20 protein-coding genes are annotated in these 20,413 nt (G+C 71.1%); 5 read left to right on the top strand and 15 right to left on the bottom strand.

The window, feature by feature from the left end; genetic code table 11:
* Window positions 1-68 precede the first annotated feature (68 nt).
* The 4 genes from A3862_RS28330 to A3862_RS28315 all read right to left on the bottom strand — a co-directional run bounded on the left by A3862_RS28330 (window position 69) and on the right by A3862_RS28315 (window position 4,101).
* Window positions 69-416: a diacylglycerol kinase gene (locus tag A3862_RS28330; protein WP_043356538.1), complete on the bottom strand. Its 348-nt coding sequence runs from the start codon at window positions 414-416 to the stop codon at window positions 69-71.
* Window positions 413-1,471 (bottom strand): AbrB family transcriptional regulator, encoded by a 1,059-nt coding sequence (locus A3862_RS28325; RefSeq protein WP_111474218.1) that lies wholly within the window; start codon window positions 1,469-1,471, stop codon window positions 413-415. Before A3862_RS28325 ends, A3862_RS28330 begins: the two co-directional genes overlap by 4 nt.
* Before the next feature lie 110 nt (window positions 1,472-1,581).
* Window positions 1,582-3,072 carry an argininosuccinate lyase gene (locus tag A3862_RS28320; protein ID WP_111474217.1) on the bottom strand — a complete coding sequence of 497 codons (1,491 nt, stop codon included), beginning with the start codon at window positions 3,070-3,072 and terminating at the stop codon, window positions 1,582-1,584.
* 93 nt (window positions 3,073-3,165) lie between these two features.
* A complete protein-coding gene (locus tag A3862_RS28315) occupies window positions 3,166-4,101 on the bottom strand; it encodes a LysR substrate-binding domain-containing protein (protein ID WP_043755729.1) in 936 nt (311 codons plus the stop codon).
* 133 nt (window positions 4,102-4,234) lie between these two features.
* Between A3862_RS28315 and A3862_RS28310 the strand changes: the two genes are divergently transcribed.
* Both A3862_RS28310 and A3862_RS28305 read left to right on the top strand, forming a co-directional pair.
* Complete coding sequence (locus A3862_RS28310; RefSeq protein ID WP_043356544.1) at window positions 4,235-5,824, top strand: catalase; 1,590 nt, start codon at window positions 4,235-4,237, stop codon at window positions 5,822-5,824.
* Between the two features lie 85 nt (window positions 5,825-5,909).
* Window positions 5,910-6,386 carry a cupin domain-containing protein gene (locus A3862_RS28305; protein ID WP_111474216.1) on the top strand — a complete coding sequence of 159 codons (477 nt, stop codon included), beginning with the start codon at window positions 5,910-5,912 and terminating at the stop codon, window positions 6,384-6,386.
* Here A3862_RS28305 and A3862_RS28300 read toward each other — a convergent pair.
* The 7 genes from A3862_RS28300 to A3862_RS28270 all read right to left on the bottom strand — a co-directional run bounded on the left by A3862_RS28300 (window position 6,338) and on the right by A3862_RS28270 (window position 15,336).
* Window positions 6,338-7,582: an MFS transporter gene (locus A3862_RS28300; protein WP_075379636.1), complete on the bottom strand. Its 1,245-nt coding sequence runs from the start codon at window positions 7,580-7,582 to the stop codon at window positions 6,338-6,340. The two genes, A3862_RS28305 and A3862_RS28300, sit on opposite strands and share 49 nt — an antisense overlap.
* Window positions 7,579-9,234 carry an apolipoprotein N-acyltransferase gene (gene lnt / locus A3862_RS28295; RefSeq protein WP_236961576.1) on the bottom strand — a complete coding sequence of 552 codons (1,656 nt, stop codon included), beginning with the start codon at window positions 9,232-9,234 and terminating at the stop codon, window positions 7,579-7,581. Before lnt ends, A3862_RS28300 begins: the two co-directional genes overlap by 4 nt.
* Before the next feature lie 64 nt (window positions 9,235-9,298).
* The gene (locus A3862_RS28290; protein ID WP_043345718.1) at window positions 9,299-10,432 is read right to left on the bottom strand and encodes a hemolysin family protein; all 1,134 of its coding nucleotides are present in this window, start codon (window positions 10,430-10,432) and stop codon (window positions 9,299-9,301) included.
* Between the two features lie 36 nt (window positions 10,433-10,468).
* Window positions 10,469-10,948, bottom strand: coding sequence for an rRNA maturation RNase YbeY (ybeY, locus tag A3862_RS28285; RefSeq protein WP_043383933.1), 480 nt, complete (start codon window positions 10,946-10,948; stop codon window positions 10,469-10,471).
* Window positions 10,949-10,950: 2 nt separating this feature from the next.
* Window positions 10,951-12,057, bottom strand: coding sequence for a PhoH family protein (locus A3862_RS28280; protein WP_043345723.1), 1,107 nt, complete (start codon window positions 12,055-12,057; stop codon window positions 10,951-10,953).
* Window positions 12,058-12,094: 37 nt separating this feature from the next.
* Window positions 12,095-13,432, bottom strand: coding sequence for a tRNA (N6-isopentenyl adenosine(37)-C2)-methylthiotransferase MiaB (gene miaB / locus A3862_RS28275; protein ID WP_043755741.1), 1,338 nt, complete (start codon window positions 13,430-13,432; stop codon window positions 12,095-12,097).
* 167 nt (window positions 13,433-13,599) lie between these two features.
* Entirely contained in the window at window positions 13,600-15,336 is a 1,737-nt protein-coding gene (locus A3862_RS28270; protein WP_043383926.1) for an L-lactate permease, read from the bottom strand.
* A 298-nt stretch (window positions 15,337-15,634) separates the two neighbouring features.
* Between A3862_RS28270 and A3862_RS28265 the strand changes: the two genes are divergently transcribed.
* Window positions 15,635-15,970 (top strand): pentapeptide MXKDX repeat protein, encoded by a 336-nt coding sequence (locus tag A3862_RS28265; protein ID WP_111474214.1) that lies wholly within the window; start codon window positions 15,635-15,637, stop codon window positions 15,968-15,970.
* A 123-nt stretch (window positions 15,971-16,093) separates the two neighbouring features.
* On the opposite strand, the gene A3862_RS28260 is transcribed toward A3862_RS28265, so the two are convergent.
* The 4 genes from A3862_RS28260 to A3862_RS28245 all read right to left on the bottom strand — a co-directional run bounded on the left by A3862_RS28260 (window position 16,094) and on the right by A3862_RS28245 (window position 19,076).
* Window positions 16,094-16,963 (bottom strand): lysophospholipid acyltransferase family protein, encoded by an 870-nt coding sequence (locus tag A3862_RS28260; protein ID WP_043755745.1) that lies wholly within the window; start codon window positions 16,961-16,963, stop codon window positions 16,094-16,096.
* A 4-nt stretch (window positions 16,964-16,967) separates the two neighbouring features.
* Entirely contained in the window at window positions 16,968-17,483 is a 516-nt protein-coding gene (locus tag A3862_RS28255) for a GNAT family N-acetyltransferase (RefSeq protein WP_043345740.1), read from the bottom strand.
* Window positions 17,480-18,154, bottom strand: coding sequence for a tRNA (adenosine(37)-N6)-threonylcarbamoyltransferase complex dimerization subunit type 1 TsaB (gene tsaB / locus A3862_RS28250; protein ID WP_043760775.1), 675 nt, complete (start codon window positions 18,152-18,154; stop codon window positions 17,480-17,482). Before tsaB ends, A3862_RS28255 begins: the two co-directional genes overlap by 4 nt.
* Before the next feature lie 355 nt (window positions 18,155-18,509).
* Window positions 18,510-19,076, bottom strand: a complete 567-nt coding sequence (locus A3862_RS28245) for a NifU family protein (protein ID WP_043345741.1) — start codon at window positions 19,074-19,076, stop codon at window positions 18,510-18,512.
* A 186-nt stretch (window positions 19,077-19,262) separates the two neighbouring features.
* Here A3862_RS28245 and A3862_RS28240 point away from each other — a divergent pair, with 186 nt between their 5' ends.
* Both A3862_RS28240 and A3862_RS28235 read left to right on the top strand, forming a co-directional pair.
* A complete protein-coding gene (locus A3862_RS28240) occupies window positions 19,263-19,721 on the top strand; it encodes an atp-dependent helicase (protein ID WP_335633064.1) in 459 nt (152 codons plus the stop codon).
* A 122-nt stretch (window positions 19,722-19,843) separates the two neighbouring features.
* Window positions 19,844-20,251, top strand: a complete 408-nt coding sequence (locus A3862_RS28235; protein WP_043755748.1) for a DUF2934 domain-containing protein — start codon at window positions 19,844-19,846, stop codon at window positions 20,249-20,251.
* Window positions 20,252-20,413: the final 162 nt, after the last annotated feature.

Raw genomic sequence — 20,413 nt, 5'->3', positions numbered from 1 at the left:
TGCGCGGGGCTGTGCCGGCCAGATAGACCCTCCGGCCCGCGGATGCGAGCGCGCCCACGCGCGGCAGGTCAGCCCAGCCGCTCGACCAGCGCCGCCACCCACACGAGCAGCGCCGCCATCTGGGCCATGAAGGTGCCGGCGGAGGCGAGGTCCTTCACCGTACCGATCATCGGGTGATGCCCCGGATGGACGTGGTCGCAGAGCTTCTCGACGGCGGTGTTGAGGAATTCGGCGGCCAGCATCAGCAGCAGGCTGACCATCAGGGCGACCCGCACCCAGAGTGTCGCGCCGAGGAACAGGGCGACCGGCACGCCGAGAGCCAGGAGCAGGAGTTCCTGCCGCACGGCCCGCTCGGTGCGCGCGCCGTGGCGCAGGCCGCGCCAGGAATTCAGAAAGGCGAGAACCAGGGCGTTCATCGGATGGCGGTCTCCGGCACGGACCGGCTGATCCACTTGGCGAGCAGCGGACCGGTGAGCAGCACCACGAACAGGCGCAGGGTCTGGACCGCCAGCACGAAGGAGACGTCCGCCTTCGAGCCGACAGCGATGATCGCCACCGAATCGAGGCCGCCGGGACTCGTGGCGAGGACTGCGGTGAGCAGGTCGATGGGCAGCAGCAGCGTCAGCCCCCAGCCCCAGGCCGCGCAGAGGGCGATGACCGAGAAGGTCGCCGCCAGGATGCCGGGCAGGGCGGTGAATGTCAGGCGCAGCGTCTCCCGGGTGAAGCGCAGGCCGACATAGATGCCGATGCAGGCATAGGCGAGTTCGAGGAGGGGCACCGGCAGCGCCATGCGCACGAGCCCGGTGGCGTGGAGGAGGCTGCCGAGCACCATCGGGCCGATCTGCGCGCCGGCCGGCACCCGCAGGGCGAGCGCCGCGCCCGCGCCCACGATGGCGACGGCCAGCGTCGCGAAGACGGAGAGCGGCCCGGTCACCTCGGCGACGCCAGCCGAGGCCCCGGGAACCGGCGTCTCCATCAGGAAGCGGGCGGCCAGCGAGGCCGAGAACACCACGGCGGCGACGCGCACGTATTGCATGAAGGCCACGAGGCGCGGATCGGCACCGAAATCCTCGGCCATGGCGACCATGGCGGAGGCGCCGCCGGGGGACGATCCCCAAGCCGCGGTGGTCCCGGGCAGCACGCGCAGGCGGGTCAGGATCCAGCCGACCAAGCCGCTGACCGCGACGGTGACCAGCACGACCGCGACGATGAGCGGCCCGTCCTCCACCAGGGTCTGGGCGATCTGCCCGGTGACCGCATGCGCCACGAGGCAGCCGATCGCCGCCTGGGAGGCCTGGAAGGCGGCCCGGGGTACGCGGAGGCGCGAACCGCCGACCCCGAACGCGATGGCCGCGATCATCGGCCCGAGCAGCAACGCGGCCGGGAACTGCGCCTGCATCAGGCCGTATGAGACGGCCGCGGACGCGGCGGCGAGGGCGGCCCAGAGGCCGAGGATGCGGAGAGAAAGCAAGGCGACCGATCGGGAGAGGCCCGCTTCAGACGGCAGGCGTCAGGCGCGCGCTATAGCGCAATATTGGCCCTGTCACGGCAGAGTTTCGACACGGCCGCCCCGCGCAATCGTCAGGGCTCGTGGGTCAGCGCGGCGAAGGCGGTGTCGAGGCGTGCCCGGGCATCGGCCAGGCCCTTGCGGCGGTCATCGCGCCATGCCCGATCGGCCTCAAGCCGCTCTCGGGCACCGGCCAGCATGCGCCGGACCTCCGCGGGCTGCGGGCCGCCGAGCCCCGCAGCCGCGTCGATCATGCCCCGGGCCGACAAGGCCGCCCGGAAGCGCGCCTCGTCGAGGGGCAGGTCCGGCTTCAGGCCCGTCCCGGCGGCGGCCTCGGCGTAGATCCGCCGCACCTCCGCGAACGGGAGATCGGCGGGCCGCAGATCGTGGCTGCGGCCGTAGCTCACCAACTCGGAGGCGAAGTGGTGGCCGAGCCGGAACGGCACGTCCGCCTCGCGCTGAAGCGTGTCGGCGAGTTCCGTGGTGGTCGAATAGTCGGCGGCGACTTCGTCGGCGGCCCGCGCCCGGTCCACGACCAGCCCGTCGAGCACGCGGGTCCAGCGCCGGCACAGCTCGGCGGCCTCGGCGAGCGTCCGGCCCGGCGGCTCGGCCTGGTTGCGCTTGTAGTCCGGCATCCCGGAATCGACGTTGTGCGCCATGATGACGAAGGCCTGCGCGGCCCCGACCACGTCGCTCGCCTTCATGCGCAGGCCGTAGAGGGCGACGGGATTGCGCTTCTGCGGCATGATGCTGCTCGGCCCGGTCAACGCCCCCTCCCGCAGCAGGATCCACGGCCGGGTCTGGTGATACTGGGCGTAGAGGTCCTGCGCGAAGCTGCCGGCCGTGGTGGCGAGTGTCGCGGAAAGCCCGGTCAATTCCAGGCCCATATCCATCGGCGCGAGCTGGCCGGCATCGTAGCTGTTCTCCACGGGCGCATCGAATCCGAGCAGCTCGGCCAGGCGCTTGCGGTCCACCGGGAAGCTCGACGTCCCGAGGGCGGCCGCGCCCAGGGGTGACAGGTTGAGCCGCGTCCAGGCCTCGCGGAGGCGCTGCGCATCGCGGGCGAGCACGGCCGCGTAGCCGAGATAGAGGTGGCTGAGCGTCGTCGGCTGGGCTTGCACGCCGTTTGTATAGGCCGGAATGATCGTGTCGGCCTCGCGGTCGGCCACGGCCAGCAGGGCCCCCCGGGTCTCGTCCAGGGCCTGGGCGAGGGCGAGAAGGCGGTCGCGCTGCTCAAGCTTCAGCACCGTCGGGATGATGTCCTGGCGGCTGCGCCCCGAATGCATCCGGGTGGCCTCCGGGCCGGCAATGGTGGTGATCAGCGGCTCGATCCGGAGATAGTCGTCCGGCCGTTCCGCGCCGGGCTTGGCGGCGTCGGCGGCGACCTGATCGAGCGCGCGGGCGATGGTCGCGGCCAGGGGGCGCGGGACGATACCGGTCTCGGCTGTCATCACCAGGGAGGCCCGGTTGATCTGATCGATCCGCGCGAAGCTGTCCGTCGGCGCGGCGTGGGCGCCGAGGGGGGCGAGCAGCGCCAGAATTGCCCCGATCATCCTGCGCCGCATCGGCCCGTTCCTCATGCCCTGATCAGTCCTGATAGACGCGCCAAGCGTGACCGTCTTCATCACAGCGGGGCCAGGTGCCCGCGACACCGCCGCTCACGCCACAGCGTCGTCGCCCCGGCAGGCCGCGGTTCCGGGCGGCGCGTGCGCCCGGAAGAAGGCGGCGAGGTTCGCCAGTCCCGCGGCGCGGGGATCGCTCGCCCGCCAGACCAGCGCGATGGTCCGGCCGGGACCGTCGACATCGAAGGCCCGGGTGACCGTCAGGCCGCTGGGATCGGGGCTGGCGGGAACCGCGAGGGCCGGAAGCAGCGTGTAGCCGGCGCCGGCGGCCACCATCGAGCGAAGCGTCTCCAGGCTGGTGGCATGGCGGCCGACCGACGAGCCGGCGCCGCAGGCCGCGATCGTCTGGTCGCGCAGACAGTTGCCCTCATCGAGCAGCAGCAGGTCCGGCCCTGCGATCTCGGTCGCCGAGAGCGCGCCGCCCCGGGCCAGGGCGTGCTCGGCCGGGCAGGCGAGCCAGAACGGCTCGACGAACAGCGGCGAGACCGCGAGACCGTTGGAGGGCAGCGGAAGCGAGACCAGGGCCGCGTCGATGCGGCCGTCGCGCAGGCCCTCGACGATGTCGGCGGTCCGCGATTCCGACAGAGAGAGCGTCAGCAGCGGGTACTGCTCGCGCAGCGGTCGCAGCACCAGCGGGAAGAAATAGGGACCGAGCGTCTGGATCGCCGCCAGGATGAGGCGCCCGGTGAGCGGCGAGCCGCGGCCCTCCCTGGCGAGCGCCAGAAGCCGCTGCGCCTCCGCCAGGACGACGCGTGCCTGCCGGATGATGGCTTGGCCCGCCTCGGTCAGCAGGATCCGCCGGTTCGACCGCTCGAACAAAGTCAGGCCGAGCGCGGTTTCCAGCTTGCGGATCTGCACGCTCAGCGTCGGCTGGCTGACATTGCAGCGTTCGGCGGCCCGGCCGAAATGCCCCTCGTCGGCCACCGCGACGACATATTCGAGATCCCGGAGGGAGAGGCCAGCCAGATTCATAGGCTGTATCTATCAGAACCTTTGTGACGATGCATTTGCCTCGGGGTCATGCCGGGGTCATAACCTTTTTCCAGAACGGTTCCAGGCTGGCCTCGGCCTCCGAGAGCCTTCGCTGAACGGAGAGACGATACGCATGAGCGATCAACGCCCGATCCTGACCACCCGCCAGGGCCATCCGGTCCGGGACAACCAGAGCACCCGGACGGTCGGTGAGCGCGGCCCGGCGACGCTCGAGAACTACCAGTTCATCGAGAAGATCACGCACTTCGACCGCGAGCGTATCCCCGAGCGCGTCGTCCACGCCCGCGGCGCCGGTGCCCACGGCTGGTTCGAGGCCTACGGTAAGATCGGCGACGAGCCGGCCTCCAAATACACCCGCGCCCGCGTGCTCACCGAGACCGGCGTGAAGACGCCGATGTTCGTGCGCTTCTCCACCGTCGCCGGAGCCAAGGAGAGCCCGGAGACCGAGCGCGACCCGCGCGGCTTCGCGGTGAAGTTCAAGACCGTCGACGGCAACTGGGACCTCGTGGGCAACAACCTCAAGGTCTTCTTCATCCGCGACGCGATCAAGTTCCCCGACATGATCCACGCGTTCAAGCCGGATCCGGTGACGAACCGCCAAGAGGCGTGGCGCTTCTTCGACTTCGTGGCCCAGCACCCCGAGTCGATCCACATGGTGACGCACCTGAAGTCGCCCTGGGGCATCCCGGCCAATTACCGCGAGATGGAAGGCTCGGGCGTCAACACCTACAAGCTGGTCAACGACCAGGGCGAGGCGGTGCTCTGCAAGTTCCACTGGATCCCCAAGCAGGGCGTCCGGAACCTGACCTCGCAGCAGGCCTCCGAGATCCAGGCCAAGGATGTCGGCCACGCGACCCGCGACCTGTACGACAACATCAAGGCCGGCAACTTCCCCGAGTGGGAATTCGCCGTGCAGATCATGCCGGACGGCCCGAACGACCACCTGTCGTTCGACCCGCTGGACGACACGAAGCTGTGGCCGGTGGACCAGTTCCCGCTGCTGCCCTGCGGCCGGATGGTGCTCGACCGCGTGCCGGACAACTTCTTCGCTGAGGTCGAGCAGTCGGCCTTCGGCACCGGCGTCCTCGTCGACGGCGTCGACTTCTCGGACGACAAGATGCTGCAGGGCCGGACGCTGTCCTACTCCGACACGCAGCGCTACCGCGTCGGGGCCAACTACCTTCAGCTGCCGATCAACGCGCCGCAGCCCGGCGTGAAGGTCTACTCGAACCAGCGCGACGGCCAGATGGCCTACACAGTGGACGGGACGGGCCCGAACAAGCACATCAACTACGAGCCCTCGACCCTGGCCGAAGGCCTGCGCGAGGCGCCGAAGCCCGCCAAGGACTATCACCAGCCGGTCCAGGGCAATCTCGGCCGCTACCAGACCTCGCGCACCGAGGACGACTACACGCAGGCCGGCGTGCGCTACCGCTCCTTCGCGGATTGGGAGCGCGACGACCTGATCGCCAACCTCGTCGCCGACATGAAGCAGTGCCCGGAGCCGATCCAGCTGCGGATGGTCTGGCACTTCTGGCACGCCGACGAGGATTACGGCCGCCGCGTCGCCGAGGGCGCCGGGATCGACCTGGAGAAGGCCAAGGCGCTTCCGCCGCTGCCGGGGCGCGCCGCTCCCGGCAAGCGCCTGCAGTCCGAGACCTACACGGACGGGTCGCAGGCCCACCGGGTCGCCGCGGAGTAAGCGTCGCGGACCCGCCGCCCATCGAAGCCCCGCGCGGTCATCCGGCCGCGCGGGGTTCTTGTTTGAACCTCCGGCGGGGACGGCGATGGCGAGTGTCGTGCACCGAGGGCTTGGCCCGAACGCCGTCATCGGCGGCATGCGGATCTTTCATCTGGCGCGCAGCGACGAGACGGCCGACGCCATGGGTGTCTATCGGGTCGAGATGGATCCACGGACGCCGGGAGCCGGGCTGCACCGCCACGCCCGGTTGACCGAGACCTTCTCGGTCGAGGCGGGCCGGCTCGCCCTTCATGTCGACGGCGCGGATCACGACCTCGGGCCGGGCGACTTCGCGCTGATCCCGCCCGGCATTGCCCACGCCTTCGCCAATCGCAGCGACCGGCCGGTGCGCTTCACGCTGAGCTTCGCGCCGGCGCTGGGCCGCGAAGGCTTCTTCGAGGGGCTGGCCCGGCTGGCCGCGGCGGGGCGTCTCTCGGATCGGGCGGCAATGGCCGACCTGATGGCGCGCTACGATCAGGAACCGCTGGCCGGTTTCGCGGCCTGGAGCGAGGTCAGCGGCTGAGCCGCAATGTTCCGCGCCTGGGGTTCGCCCGCGCAGACCTTGCGGTCGCGGCCAGCGGCTTGACCGATCAGGATCGCCGCGACGGCGATGGCGACGAACAGGGCACCCGGCACGCCCCAGCCGCCCGTGGCCTCATGGGCCAGGCCGAAGACCAGCGGCCCCAGGCAGGCGCCCGTATAGCCGATGCCCTGCGCCATGGCCGAGAGTCCTGCGGCGCTCGCCGCGTCGGCGGCGCGCAGGACGATCAGGGTGAGACCCAGGCCGAAGCAGCCCCCGATCCCGAAGCCGAGTGCGCCGGCGGCGGGAATGCGCAAGGATTCCGCGCCGAAGGCCAAGACCAGGAACGCCACGACGGTGAGGCCCGGGATGGCGACGATCCAGGCCCGCTGATCGCGGGCGCGGGCGGCCAGCATGGCGGTCAGGAGCGCGCCGGGCGCCTGAACCAAGGTTGTCAGCGAGGCGTAAAGCCCGGCATCCAGCGGCGTGAGACCACGGCCCTGCAGCAGCAGCGGCAGCCAGCCGAACAGGATGTAGGCGAGCGACGATTGCAGGCCCATGAAGCCCGTCACCCACCACGCCAGCGGGTCGCGGAGCAACCGCCCGGCGGAGGGCGCGGCGGTCGAGGTCGTCCGGCGGGCGAAGGGGATCCACACGAAGGCGGCAGCGAGCGCCGGCAGGGACCAGATCGCCAGGGCGGAAGGCCAGCCGCCCCCGAGGGCGTGCTCCACCGGCACCGCCGCCCCGGCGCCCGCGGCCGCGCCGAGGCACAGGGTCATCGTGTAGAGGCCGGTCATCAGGCCGCCGCTGGCAGCGAAATCACGCTTCACCAGAGCCGGCAGCAGGACGTTGTCGAGGCCGATCCCGATCGCGGCCAGCGCCGTTCCGGCGAAGAGCGGCACGAGACCGCCCAGGCCGCGAAGCGCCAAGCCGGCGACCAGGATCGTCGAGCCCGCGAGCACGGCGAGGTCGGGCCCGATCCGGCGGATCAGCGGCGCGGCCAGCGCACAGGCGATGCCCAGGCACAGGACCGGCAGCGTGGTGAGGATGGCGGCGCCCCCGGCACCGAGGCCCGTCCCGTCCCGGATCGTCGCCAGCAGGGGGCCGACCGTGCTGAGCGCCGGACGCAGGTTGAACGCCACCAGCATCAGCGCGAGTCCGAGCAGGAAACGATTCGCGGTGGCGCGCTCCGCGCTCACGGCCGCCGCCGCGCGACCACGGCACCGCCGAGGCAGGCGGCGAGCATCAGCGCGAAGGCGGCATCGCCGAACCGACCGTAGGGCGTGCCGCCGACGATGCGTGCGGGCAGATCTGCGTCGAGCCACGTCTCCTCGTCCAGCCGGGTGCGGGCGACGATGCGGCCATGCGGATCGATCACGGCGGAAATCCCGGTGTTGGCATCCCGCACGAGGGGCATTCCCTCCTCGACGGCGCGCAGGCGCGCCTGGGCGAGGTGCTGGCGCGGACCGGGCGTGTCGCCGAACCAAGCGTCGTTGGTGACGTTCAGGATCAGCCCCGGCGGCTGCGGCGACGGCGCAGCACGCCCGGCCGGTAGGATCGCGCCCGGGAAGATCGCTTCGTAGCAGATGGTCGCCGCCACCGGCGGCAGACCCGGAACCGCCAGGATCCGCTGCCCGGCGAGCGTCCCGGCCGAGAACCCGCCGGGTATCGCCACGAACTGGCGCAACCCCACGGCCCGCAGGGCGGCGTCGAGGGGCGCCGGAAGGTACTCTCCGAAGGGGACGAGGTGGACCTTGTCGTAGCTGTCGGAGATCTTGCCGTCGGACCCGATCACCATGACGGCGTTGAAGTAGCGCAGGCGCTCGCCCGGCAGCGGCTCCTCGGCGCGGGCCGCGCCGGTGATCAGCTCCTGCCCAGGCTTCAGCCCCGCCGCGACCTTGGCCAGGGCGTCGGGATCGCGCTGGATGAGGAACGGGAAGGCGGATTCCGGCCAGACGATGTGGGTCGGCTCCGGCGCTCCGGCCTCCGTCGGACGCTGGCTCAGCTCGATGTAGCGGTCGACGATGTCGGTCCGGTTCTCCGGCCTGAACTTGGCATCCTGAGGCAGGTTGGGCTGGACGAGTCGCAGCCGGACACCGGCCACCACCGGATCGGGCGGGCCGAGACGCTCGGCCCCGTAGAGCGCCAGACCGGCGAGCAGGATGGCGGCCGCGGCGCTCGGCCCGAACCGGCCGCGGAGCCCCCCGCCGTTGGCGAGCGTCGCGGGTGCGGCGCAGACGAGCACGGCCAGGATGCACAGGCCGTAGAGCCCGATCACGGCAGCCCATTGCATCAGCCAGAGATTCTGGGCCAGCGCCATCCCGAGGGTGTTCCAGGGAAAGCCCGTGAACACGTGGCCGCGCAGCCAGTCGGCGGCGCCGAGCCCGAAGGCGAGGGCGGCGATCCGCGCCGCGCCCCGGCTCCACAGCAGGCCCGCGGCGCCGAACCCGGCGCCGTAGAACAGGCCGAGGGCGAAGGGCAGACCGACAACGCCCAAGGGCAGGGCCCAGAGGAACTCGTCGGCCTCCACCAGGAAGGCCTGGCCCAGCCACCAGAGTCCGGCGGTGAGGTAGCCGAAGCCCCAGGCCCATCCGACCAGGAAGCAGGGCCAGAACCGCCGGAGGGTGGTCCGCCCGGAGGCGGCCCCGTCCTGCAGCCAGACCGCGACCGTCAGGGACAGGGCAAGGGCCGGCAGGATCCCGTAGGGCGGCATGGCCAGCGCGCCGAACGCGCCCGCGAACCACGCCAGCCCGAGGCGGCGCCAGCCGGTCAGATGCGTGATCGCCAGCACGGCGCCCGGCACATGCGCGCGCTCCGGATCGGGCAGGGGATCCCGCATCGGCCCGCGCATGGATGCACCGGCCGCTGCAGGCGACCGGGCGAAACCGTCCGCCAGACCCGTCACGCCACGACCGTCACGGGTGCGGCGTCTCGGCGACCGGGGGGCTCGATGGCGGGGGCAGGGCGAGCGGCACGACGGTCCCGATCCGCGCCGCGCCCTTGTGGAACCGCAGGCGCTTCAGACGCCGCGGATCGGCGTCGAGCACCTCGAATTCGAGATCGCCCGGACCGGCGATCAGCTCGCCCCGCGACGGGACGCGGCCCGCCAGCGTCACGATCATGCCGCCCAGCGTATCGATCTCCTCGGCCATCTCGCCGACCGCCGCCACGAGGTCCACGCCCGTCACCTCGGAGACCTCGGCCAGCGGCGTGCGCGCGTCGGCCACGAAGACCTCGCCCTCGCCGTCGACGCGCTGGACGAAACTGTCCTCCGCGACGTCGTGCTCGTCCTCGATGTCGCCGACCACGACCTCGATCAGGTCCTCGATGGAGATCAGCCCGTCGGTGCCGCCATACTCGTCGATGACGAGCGCCATATGGGTGCGGGTCGCCTGCATGCGCACCAGCAGGTCGATCGCCGGCATGGAGGGCGGGACGAACAGGACCGGCCGCTGGATGCGCGTCGCCGCCAGGGTCGTCGTCAGGTCGACCTTTCCGAGGTCCAGGCCCCGCGGCACCCGCGGAGCCGGCCGGCGCGGCCGCGGTGCGGCCGCCGCATCCGCGGTACCGTCGGCCACGGTCTCCGCGGGCTTCACGACCGCGGCGGCACTGCGCCGGGCCGGCTCGGCCTTGGCGGCGATGTGATCGACGAGGTCGCGGATGTGGACCATGCCGCGGGGGTCGTCGAGGGTCTCGCCATAGACCGGCAGCCGGGAATGACCGGCCGTGCGGAACAGTTTGAGCAAGTCGCCGAGACTCGTGTCGTTCGACACGGCGACGATGTCGGCTCGGGGGACCATCACGTCGTCGACGCGCACCTTATGCAGGCCGAGGACATTCTTGAGCATGACACGCTCAAGCGGCGTGAGGCCGCTCTCGCCGGCATCCGGCTCCGCCAGCGCCTCCTCAAGACCCTCGCGCAGCGAATCGCGCGGCTTGAGATGAAGTGCCTGGAGCAGGCGGTCGTACCAGGGCTCCCGATGCGGGGATTCACCCTCGGTGGAACTGGGCGCGGCCAGGGCCGCGCCGCGACTTCGATCGTTGCTCATGTCTCTCGGGTCTGGGGTCGATCGGGCGTCGCGCGCTCAGGCATAGGGATCCGGGATGCCCAGCGTCGCGAGAGCCGCGACCTCAAGGGCTTCCATGGCATCGGCCTCGGCCTCGCCGATCTCGTGGTCCTGACCGAGACAATGCAGGATGCCATGGACGAGCAGATGGGCGAGGTGATTCTGGAGCGGCTTCGACTGCTCCGCACTTTCGCGCACCAGGGTCTCGTAAGCAAGGACCACGTCGCCGAGGGGCGTCGGAACGCCGGGATGCACCGGCTGCGGAGCGGCGGGGAAGGACAGGACGTTGGTCGGCTTGTCCTTGCCGCGCCAGGTCCGGTTGAGGTCCTGCACCGCGGCATCGTCGGCCAGCAGGATGCTGACCTCGACAGGTCCGTCCGGCCGGTCGGGGGCGATGGCGAGGCCGGCTTCCACGGCGCGCGTGACCCGGGCTTCGAGGTCCGGGATCGCCGTCTCCCAGCGCGCGTCCTCGACGGCGAGATCGATCGCGTGCGGCATGCTCACGCCAGCGGCCGTCGGCGGGGATTGGGATTGCGGTCGGCCTCGGCGCTGCCGTGGGCGGCGCGCTCGTAGGCGGTGACGATCCGGCGCACGAGGTCGTGGCGGACCACGTCGACGTCCTTGAACCGCACGCGCCCGATCCCCTCGACGCCGTCCAGGACGCCGACCGCTTCCACGAGGCCGGATTTCTGGCCCGGCGGCAAGTCGATCTGGCTGGGATCGCCCGTGATGATCATGCGGGAGCCCTCGCCCAGGCGGGTGAGGAACATCTTCATCTGCATGGAGGTCGTGTTCTGCGCCTCGTCGAGGAGCACCACGGCGTTGGTGAGGGTGCGGCCACGCATGAAGGCCAGCGGCGCGATCTCGATCGTGCCGGTCTGCAGGCCGCGGTCGACGTGACGCGCCTCCATGAAGTCGTAGAGGGCGTCATAGATCGGCCGCAGGTAGGGATCGACCTTCTCGCGCATGTCGCCGGGCAGGAAGCCCAGGCGCTCCCCGGCCTCGACCGCCGGACGCGACAGGATCAGCCGCTCGGCATGGCCCTGCTCCAGGAGCGATACGGCGTGGCCGACCGCGAGCCAGGTCTTGCCGGTCCCGGCGGGCCCCTCGGCGAAGACCAGCTCATTGGTGCGCAGGAGCTTGATGTACTCGTCCTGTGCCGGATTGCGGGCCCGCACGGCGCCGCGCTTGCGCGTTGCGATCTGCTCGAAATGCGGCGTGTCGGCCTCGGCGGCGATCGCCGCCGCCGGGAACAGGGTTGCCTGGGCGGTGGCTTCGCGGATGGCGCCGTCGACGTCGCCGAGGCTGAGGGTGCTGCCGCCGGTCCGCACTCGGGCGTAGAGTTTCTGGAACACCCGCCGCGCCGTCTCGACGGCGTCTGCGGGGCCCTTGATGACGAGATGGTTGCCGAGCGCCGTGGCGGTCACATCCAGCCGGCGCTCGATATGGGCGACGTTCTGGTCGTATTGGCCGAAGACGAGGCTCGCGAGGCGGTTGTCGTCGAAAGTCAGCGGCACCTCGACCGCCTCGTCCGATCCGGCCGGCAGCGCCGCCGGGCCGCGACCCCGGAGCGCGCCGCGCGCACCCCCACCGTCCGACGCGCTCAATCCGTCATCCTCGCCATCCGTCCGACCGTTCCGATCCTCACGCCGCCGCAGCCTCCGAGACGAGTTCCCCGAACAGGCTATTGGCGCCCGCCTCGGTGATCCGCACCGGCACCACCTGTCCGATATGGTGCGGCGCGGCGTCGAACTGGACGGCCAGCAGGTGCGGCGTCTTGCCCGCGACCTGACCCGGGTGACGTCCCGGCTTCTCCACCAGCACGTCGAAGACCCGGCCCTCGGCCGCCCGCTGATAGGCGTGCCGCTGGCTGTCGAGGAGCGCCTGCAGCTCGGCGAGCCGCGCGGCCATCACGGCCTCAGACACCTGATCGGTGCGGTCTGCGGCCGGCGTCCCGGGACGGGGGCTGTACTTGAACGAGAATGCGCTCTCGAACCCGACGTCGCGCACGAGCCGCAAAGTCTCGGCGAAATCCGCATCGGTCTCGCCGGGGAAGCCGACGATGAAATCGGAGGACAGGGCGATGTCCGGCCGCACGGTCCGGATCCGGTCGATCAACCGGCGATAAGCATCGCCGGTGTGCTTCCGGTTCATGGCGGCGAGGATCCGGTCCGACCCCGACTGCACCGGCAGGTGCAGGTAGGGCATCAGGGCCGGCACCTCGGCATGGGCCCGGATCAGGGCCTCGTCGAAGTCGTTCGGATGGCTCGTCGTGTAGCGGATCCGCGCGATGCCGGGGATGCTGGCCACCGCCCGCACCAGCCCGGCAAGACCCACGGGCGCGCCGTCGGGCCCGTCGCCGTGATAGGCGTTGACGTTCTGACCGATGAGGGTGATCTCGCGCACGCCCCCTTCGGCGAGCTTCTCGGCCTCGGCGAGCACGGCCGCCACGGACCGCGAGACCTCCGCACCCCGTGTGTAGGGCACCACGCAGAAAGCGCAGAATTTGTCGCAGCCCTCCTGCACGGTCAGGAAGGCCGAGGCCCCGAGGGTCCGCCGACGGGGCAGGTGGTCGAACTTGTCCTCGACGGGAAATTCGGTGTCGACGACGCGGCGCTCGCGGGACCGTGTCAGGAGATCGGGCAGGCGGTGATAGCTCTGCGGCCCGACCACCACGTCGACAGCGGGCTGCCGCGCCTGGATCTCGGCGCCCTCGGCCTGGGCGACGCAGCCGGCCACGACGATGCGGGTGTCGAGGCCTTTCGCCTTCCGTTCACCTTTCAGGACGCGCAGCCGCCCGAGTTCGGAATAGACCTTCTCGGCAGCCTTCTCGCGGATATGGCAGGTGTTGAGGACCACGACATCGGCGTCCTCGACCGAGTCGGTCGCCGTGTAGCCCTCGGCGCCCAGGACGTCGGCCATGCGGGCCGCATCGTAGGCGTTCATCTGGCAACCGTAGGATTTGACGTAGGCCTTCTTCAACGCGCGCCGTCCTGAACCAATCCGCTTCAATCCCCACGCCCGTCCCGCGACGCGGGCCGGCGCGTGGCCTGTAGCACGGATCGCGCGGCCCGTCGCGGCGCCAAAACGCGACCGGCCGCCCGAAGGCGGCCGGTGCAACGGTGCGGCGGAGGATTCCTCCGCCGGCCTCAGTGGGCCGCCGGCGCGGCGGCGGGCAGGTCAATGACCATCTGCTGGAAGAAGGGCACGTAGGCCTGCAGCATCACGAACAGGCCGACCAGGCAGGCGAGCGCGATCGAGTGCCAGAACACGAAGCGCAGGATCTTGCCTTCCTGGCCGAAATAGCCCGTGGCCGTGGAGGCGACGACGATCGACTGGGCGTCGATCATCTTGCCCATGACGCCGCCGGACGAGTTCGCCGCCGCCATCAGCACGCCGGACAGGCCGAGCTGCTCGGCCGTGATCCTCTGGAGGCCGCCGAACAGCACGTTCGAGGCCGTGTCCGACCCGGTGAGCGCCACGCCGAGCCAGCCGAGGAGCGTCCCGAAGAACGGGTAGAGGATGCCGGTTCCGGCGAAGGCGAGGCCGAGGGTCGCATCGACGCCCGCGTAGCGGGTGAGGACGCCGAGCGCGAGCATCGCCGAGATCGTGATCAGCGAGTACCGCAAGGCCCAGATGGTCTCGAAATACGCCGTCACGAGGCGCACCGGCGAGAACCGCATGATCAGGCCGGAGATGATCGCGGCGATCAGCACGCCCGTACCGGTGTAGGACATGTAGGTGAACAGGAAGACCGCACCCTCGGGCACCGGCTTGGCCACCACCGGGGGCACCTTCATGATCACGTTGTGCAGGCCCGGCACCTCGTACTTCCAGGTGAAGATCGGGTTGACGATGCCCTTGAACCAGCCGGTTCCCCAGATGGCGACGACCACGGACAGGATGACCCACGGCACCCAAGCCCAGAGGATTTCGCCCTGGGACGCCGTGCGTGCGCCGATATGGACCGGGGGCGTGCCGGGCACGCCGGCGCCGAGCGCCACCGGGCGCGGACCGGCCACGGCGAGCGACGGATCGTGCCCGCGCAGCGCCGGCGACGTCCAGATCTCGCGGGGCTGCCAGACCTTCAGGAACAGGACCAGGGCCAGCATCGAGGCGATCGAGGCGCCGATATCGACGATCCAGGGATTGACGTAGTTCGAGATCAGGAACTGCGCGACCGCGAAGGAGGCGCCGCAGACCAGGATCGGCGGCCATACCCGGATCATGCCGCGGAAGCCCGCGAACACCCAGATCAGCCAGAACGGCACGATCAGCGAGAACAGCGGCAGCTGCCGGCCGATCATCGCGCCGAGGATCTCCGGCGGGTAGCCGGTCACCGAGGCGAGTCCCTGGATCGGCGCGCCGAGCGCCCCGAAGGCCACCGGCGCGGTGTTGGCGATGAGCGACAGGCCCGAAGCGGCGAGCGGCGAGAAGCCGAGGCCGATCAGGATCGCGCCGGTGACGGCGACCGGGGTGCCGAAGCCGCCCGCGCCCTCGAAGAAGGCGCCGAACGCGAAGGCCACCAGCAAGAGCTGCAGGCGCCGGTCGGCCGTGATGCCGGCCACCGATTGCTGCAGAATCGCGAACCAGCCCTTCTCCACCGTCAGCCGGTAGAGGAAGATGACGTTGAGGATGATCCAGCCGATCGGGAAGAAGCCCGTGACCATCCCGAGGATGGCCGCCCGGCTGGCGAGATCGGTCGGCATGCCGAAGCCGACGATGGCCACCAGCATGGCGAGGCCGAGGGCAATGACGGCCGCAATATGGGCCTTCACGCGCCCGCTGGCGATCATGGCGAGCAGTGCGATGACCGGCACTGAAGCGGCGAGCGTCGAGAGCCAAGCGCTCCCGAACGGATCGTAAACCTGATTCCAGGTTTGCAACGGGCGTCCTCCACAAATCCCGACTGTTCCGGGTTGCGGCCTAGCTAGCAGACGGGTTCGACCCGCTCAATGCGTTGCATCATGTATTCCGGGGTCGTGCCTCTGGAGCTTCGGAGATCTGAGGCCCCAAGATCTCGCATCCCGCCTGACGTCGGCGCGGGTCCGACGCCGGAACGGGCCTGTTCGGGCGCTAACACACTCGCCCGACGAACGTTTTCTGCAGCCCCGTAACCGCGGGCCGAAGACGGCCGAACGTCCGGATGTGCTGCATGATCAGCACAGTTCGCGAGGTTTCGACATGCGCAACGGATTACAGCTCTCCGCCGCCTTCTTCGCCGCCGCGCTGGCCGCGGCTCCGGCCGTAGCGGAGACCATGAACAAGGATGCGATGAGCAAGAATTCCATGGCCAAGGACAGCATGGCCAAGGACAGCATGGCCAAGGACAGCATGGCCAAGGACAGCATGGCCAAGGACAGCATGGCCAAGGACAGCATGGCCAAGGACAGCATGGCCAAGGACAGCATGGCCAAGGACTCCATGCATAAGGGAGCCATGGAAAAGTCGGCTCCCATGGGAAAAACCGATGCCATGGACAAGGGTGCGATGAGCCGGAGTGACGCACCGAAGCGGTAGAGCACGGCAGACGCGCGGCGGAGACCGGCCGGGATCGGCAGATCCGTCGCGCGTCTCGAACCGCGCTGTCCGGGACCGCGGCGCCGGGGACCACCTGCCGAGCCCGCGGTCGAACGGCTCCGCTCAGACCGTCGCAATCTCCTGACCCTGAAGGCCGAGATCGCTGGCCGCTGGCCGGACATTCGGCGCGGGCGCGACCCCGTCGCCGCCCGCGCCGATGCCCCGCAGGGCCGCGCGCACCTCGGCCTCCGCGGCGGCCGTGGCGGCCTTCCGGTCGGTTGTCGCCTCGAAGACGATCGGCGCCCCCCAGACGACGTGCACGTCGATGGGGCCGCCCTGCACGAAGGCGGCGAGGTGGGGGGCCAACTCCATGTCCCCGTACCAGGCGATCTCAGCGCGCTCGGCCCGCGTCACCGGCAGGCCGTTGCGACGGGGATAGGTGATGGCCAGCGGCTGGAGGCGCACCCGGCCGCGCCCGGCCTCGGCTTGCAATGCCGCCCGGGCTGCGCCGACCAGGGAGGAGCGGAACGGCAGGAGCCGGGTTCCGTCGCCGGTGGTCCCCTCCGCGAACAGAACGACGAGCTCCCCTTCGGCCAGCCGATGGCCCATGGCGGTGCTGACGGTGGCGGTTGCCCCGCGCCGCTGCCGGTCGATGTAGATCGTCCGCTGCAGCCCCGCGAGGGCGCCGATCAGCGGCCAGCCGGCGATCTCGGACTTCGCCACGAAGGAGAGCGGCCGCAGCGACCCCACCGCGATGATATCCAGCCACGAGACGTGATTGGCGAGCACCAGGGCCGCCTCGCCGGGGGCAGGGGGTGTTCCGCTCTGCATGACCCGCACCCCGAACAGGCGCAGGAAAGCACGGTGGAACAGGACCGGCGCCAGGGCCGCGCGGCGACGCAGCAGCCGCAGGGCGATCCAGTGCGGAGGCCCCAGCACCGCGAAGGCGAGGCCGAGAGCCGCGACGCGCCAAGCGATACCGAGGCGGCTCACGGCGTCACAGATCGGCGCTCATCGTCAGCGCAGTCGCACGGCTGCCGTCGGCCTTGAGATAGTAGCCGGTGCGCGAGCCCACCTGTCGGAAGCCGTGGCGCGCGTAGAGCCGCAGGGCGGGGGCGTTGCCCTCGTCGACCTCCAGATGCACCCGGGCAACCCCGGCGAGGGCGAGGCTCGACAGGTGCTCGCGGAGCAGCTTGCGGCTGTGGCCGCCGCCGCGCAGCGCCGGGGACAGGACCACCGTCAGGATCTCCGCCTCGTCGGCCGCCCGGCGCGAGAGCACGAAGCCGTGGAGCGTGCCCGCACGCCACAGGGCGTGCGCCTGGGTCGAACGCTCGCAGAGCATGCGCTCGAATTCGTGGGCCTCCCAGGGCCGCGCGAAGGCGGTCGCGTGGAGCCGGGCGAGGGCAGGGGCCTGCGCCGCGTCGCGGAGCGGGGCGACGTAAGGCTCCGGGGTCAGCGCGTCCCACCACGCGAACCACCAGTCGAAGGGCCAGAAAGGCAGCGGGCGGGTCATCGCCGTGCGATCCGCGCATGATCCTGCGGCCGGGCATCCGGCCCGCGCAGGTAGAGAGGCCGTGCCAGCGCCTGCGCCGGGTCTGCGACGAGACCGAGGGAGGCCACCGACGCGATATCCGGGCCGGAGACGTTGGCGACGCGCGCCGCGACGCCGCGTTCGGCGAGCGCCGTGGCCAGCATCGGCGCACCGGAGCCCGTGAGCACCACCGGGCCGGAACCCAGCTGCTCGGCCGCTGCCTCGACGGCGAGGTGCGCGGGGGCGAGGCCGTCGCCGGGACCGAGGGCCTGGACGTAGACGGCGCCGTGGCGGGCATCGATCACCGCCGCGATCGTGCCCTCGACGGTCTCCGCCAGGAGGGGAGCGAGGAGAGCCGAGAGGGTGCCGACGCCGACGACCGGCTTTCCGGTGGCGAGTCCGATGGCCCGGGCCGCCGACAGGCCGACCCGCAGCCCGGTGTAGCTGCCCGGCCCGACCGTCACGGCGACGCGGTCGATCGCCTCAAATCCGCCCTCGACCCGGGCGATTACCCGCTCGATCAGCGGCAGCAGGGATTCCGCGTGGCCGCGCGCCATCGGCAGCGCCTCGGCGGCGAGGGGCGCCTCGGACTCCTCCGCCATGACGCAGGCGGCGCAGGTGTCCAGCGCTGTGTCGATGGCCAGGATACGCACGCTCACTCCCACAGGACGGTCCGAACCGGCCGCTTCCTCCTGCGTCACGACGGACGCGAAGAGTCTCAAGCGTTAGAGCAAAACCGCCGCTTCGTCAGCGGCGGGGGAGACCGAGCCGGCTCTTCGGCGGTCGAGTGTTGCCGGCTTGCGCCGCTCGGCCTGCACACTGGGAGGCCCCAAGGCCGCACCAAGGTCGGACGCCTTCGCTCGGCGCGCGGCCGCGGCACGGATCACGCCCTCTGGCGCCGGCGACGACGCGCGTCACCCGCTTGAAACGCGGCGTCGACGGCCTTGGGAAAGCTCGAGGGCGATGCCGGCCGGCAGGATCCTCGAGCTATACCGCGGAAACGGATCGTCAGATCGCCTGGACTTCGCGGATCTCCGGCAGGAAGTGCCGGAACAGGTTCTGCACGCCGTGCCGCAGGGTCGCCGTGGAGGACGGACAGCCCGAGCAGGCGCCCTTCATTTCCAGGTAGACCACGCCCTCCTTGTAGCCGCGGAAGGTGATGTCGCCGCCGTCGCCCGCCACCGCCGGGCGCACCCGGGTCTCGAGCAGGTCCTTGATGGTCACGACGGTGTCGTGGTCGGCCTCGTCGTAGAACTCGTCGCTGGGCTCGATCTCGCCGTGGCTGCCCTCGGCCATCACGGGCACGCCGGACTGGAAGTGCTCCATGATCGCACCGAGCACCGCCGGCTTCACCTGCGCCCACTCCGAGCCGTCCTCGGCCTTGGTCACGGAGATGAAGTCGTGCCCGAAATAGACGCCCGCCACACCCGGGACGGTGAACAGCGCCGCAGCCAGGGGCGACCGGGCGGCGGCCTCGGGATCCCGCGCCTCGAAGGTCGATTCCGGAAGGACGACACGGCCGGGCAGGAACTTCAGGGTGGCCGGGTTCGGCGTGGCTTCGGTCTGGATGAACATGGTGGGATCACTCCGCTGCGCCGGTTCAAGGCCGGCCGGGACAGGCGCCGCGAGGCACCGCCTTCCATGTGGACCGGCAAGCGGATTTTCTCAACCGGTCGTGGCGTCCGCGCCCATCGACGAGAGTGGACATTCCTGCAGCGGCGCGACAGGACGGGCGGAATCGGGATGCCAGAGGAGCCGGCAGTGGACGTGACCGCGGACCAGACCCTCGCGCAGGAATTGCTGAAGGATCTGCGCGAGACACAGATCAAGCTGGAAGCCGCGCGGACGGAGGCGGCGTCGCTCAAGGTGCTGCTGGCGTTGCGCACCCATCAGCACGACCAGGCCTGGCAGGACGGGCGGCGCCTGGCGGCCGCGCTCGAAGACGCGGAGGCGCGCACGAAGGCGGCCACCGAGCAGGACGCGGCGCGGGAGAACACCGCGTCGGCCGAAGCCGTGGCGATGGCCGACGAGCGCACCGAGGCGGTCCGGACCGTGCTGTCGGCCGTCCTCGCGAGCATCGGCCAGCGCGCCCTCGACCGGCGCCGGTTCCAGGAGATGATCGCCCGGGCCGGACGCGAGGCGCCGGATCAGGGACCCGGTGCGGCTCGCCACGCGGTACTCCTGACCGAGGCGCGGCGGGTGCTCGGGATCGCCGAATAGGCCGCGGGCACGTTCGCTCGGAGAGGGGCCGCGTCCGGCTCCCGGCCCCGGCGGGCAGGGTTAACCGACGCTTAACCTGACTCTCCCATCGTCGATCCCGGGACGGACAGGAGATCGACTGCATGCTGATCAGCGAGCACCAGGTGCGCGAATGCGCCTACTACATCTGGGAGAACGAGGGCCGGATTCACGGCCATGCGGCCGCCCACTGGATCCGCGCCGAAGCCGAGCTGCGCGCCAACGCGATGCTGGCGGCCGGCGTCGCCTCCAAGACGGTCGAAGCTCCGAAGGCCACCAAGGCCGCCGCTGCGAAGACCGCTTCAGCCAAGCCCGCGGCCGCCAAGCCTGCGACCACGAAGTCGGCCTCCGCTAAGCCGACCGCCGCCAAGCCGACCGCTGCCAAGCCCGCGGCCGTGAAGGCCGCCGCGAAGCCGGTGGCCCCGAAGACCGTTCGCGCGTCCAAGGCGGCGGTGACCGCCGGCCTCGCCGCCAAGGCGAAGCCTGCCCGGACCGCAGCCTCGATGCACTGACGGGCCGGCGCCGCCGCGCCGATGACGTTTCAGGAGCCCGCTTCCCGAGGGGAGGCGGGCTTCCGTCGTGCAAGCATCCGGCTCCGCGAATCCGGCCTCGCGGAACAGGCTGGCCCCGGCCCGGTTGTCCGGCCGAACGCGGGCGCCGGGCACCGCGAGGGG

It is taken from the genome of Methylobacterium sp. XJLW (assembly GCF_003254375.1).
In the GTDB taxonomy this organism is placed as follows: Bacteria; Pseudomonadota; Alphaproteobacteria; order Rhizobiales; family Beijerinckiaceae; genus Methylobacterium; species Methylobacterium fujisawaense.
The sequence above is the reverse complement of the archived record's forward strand: the minus strand, read 5'-3'. Positions and strand labels throughout refer to the sequence as shown.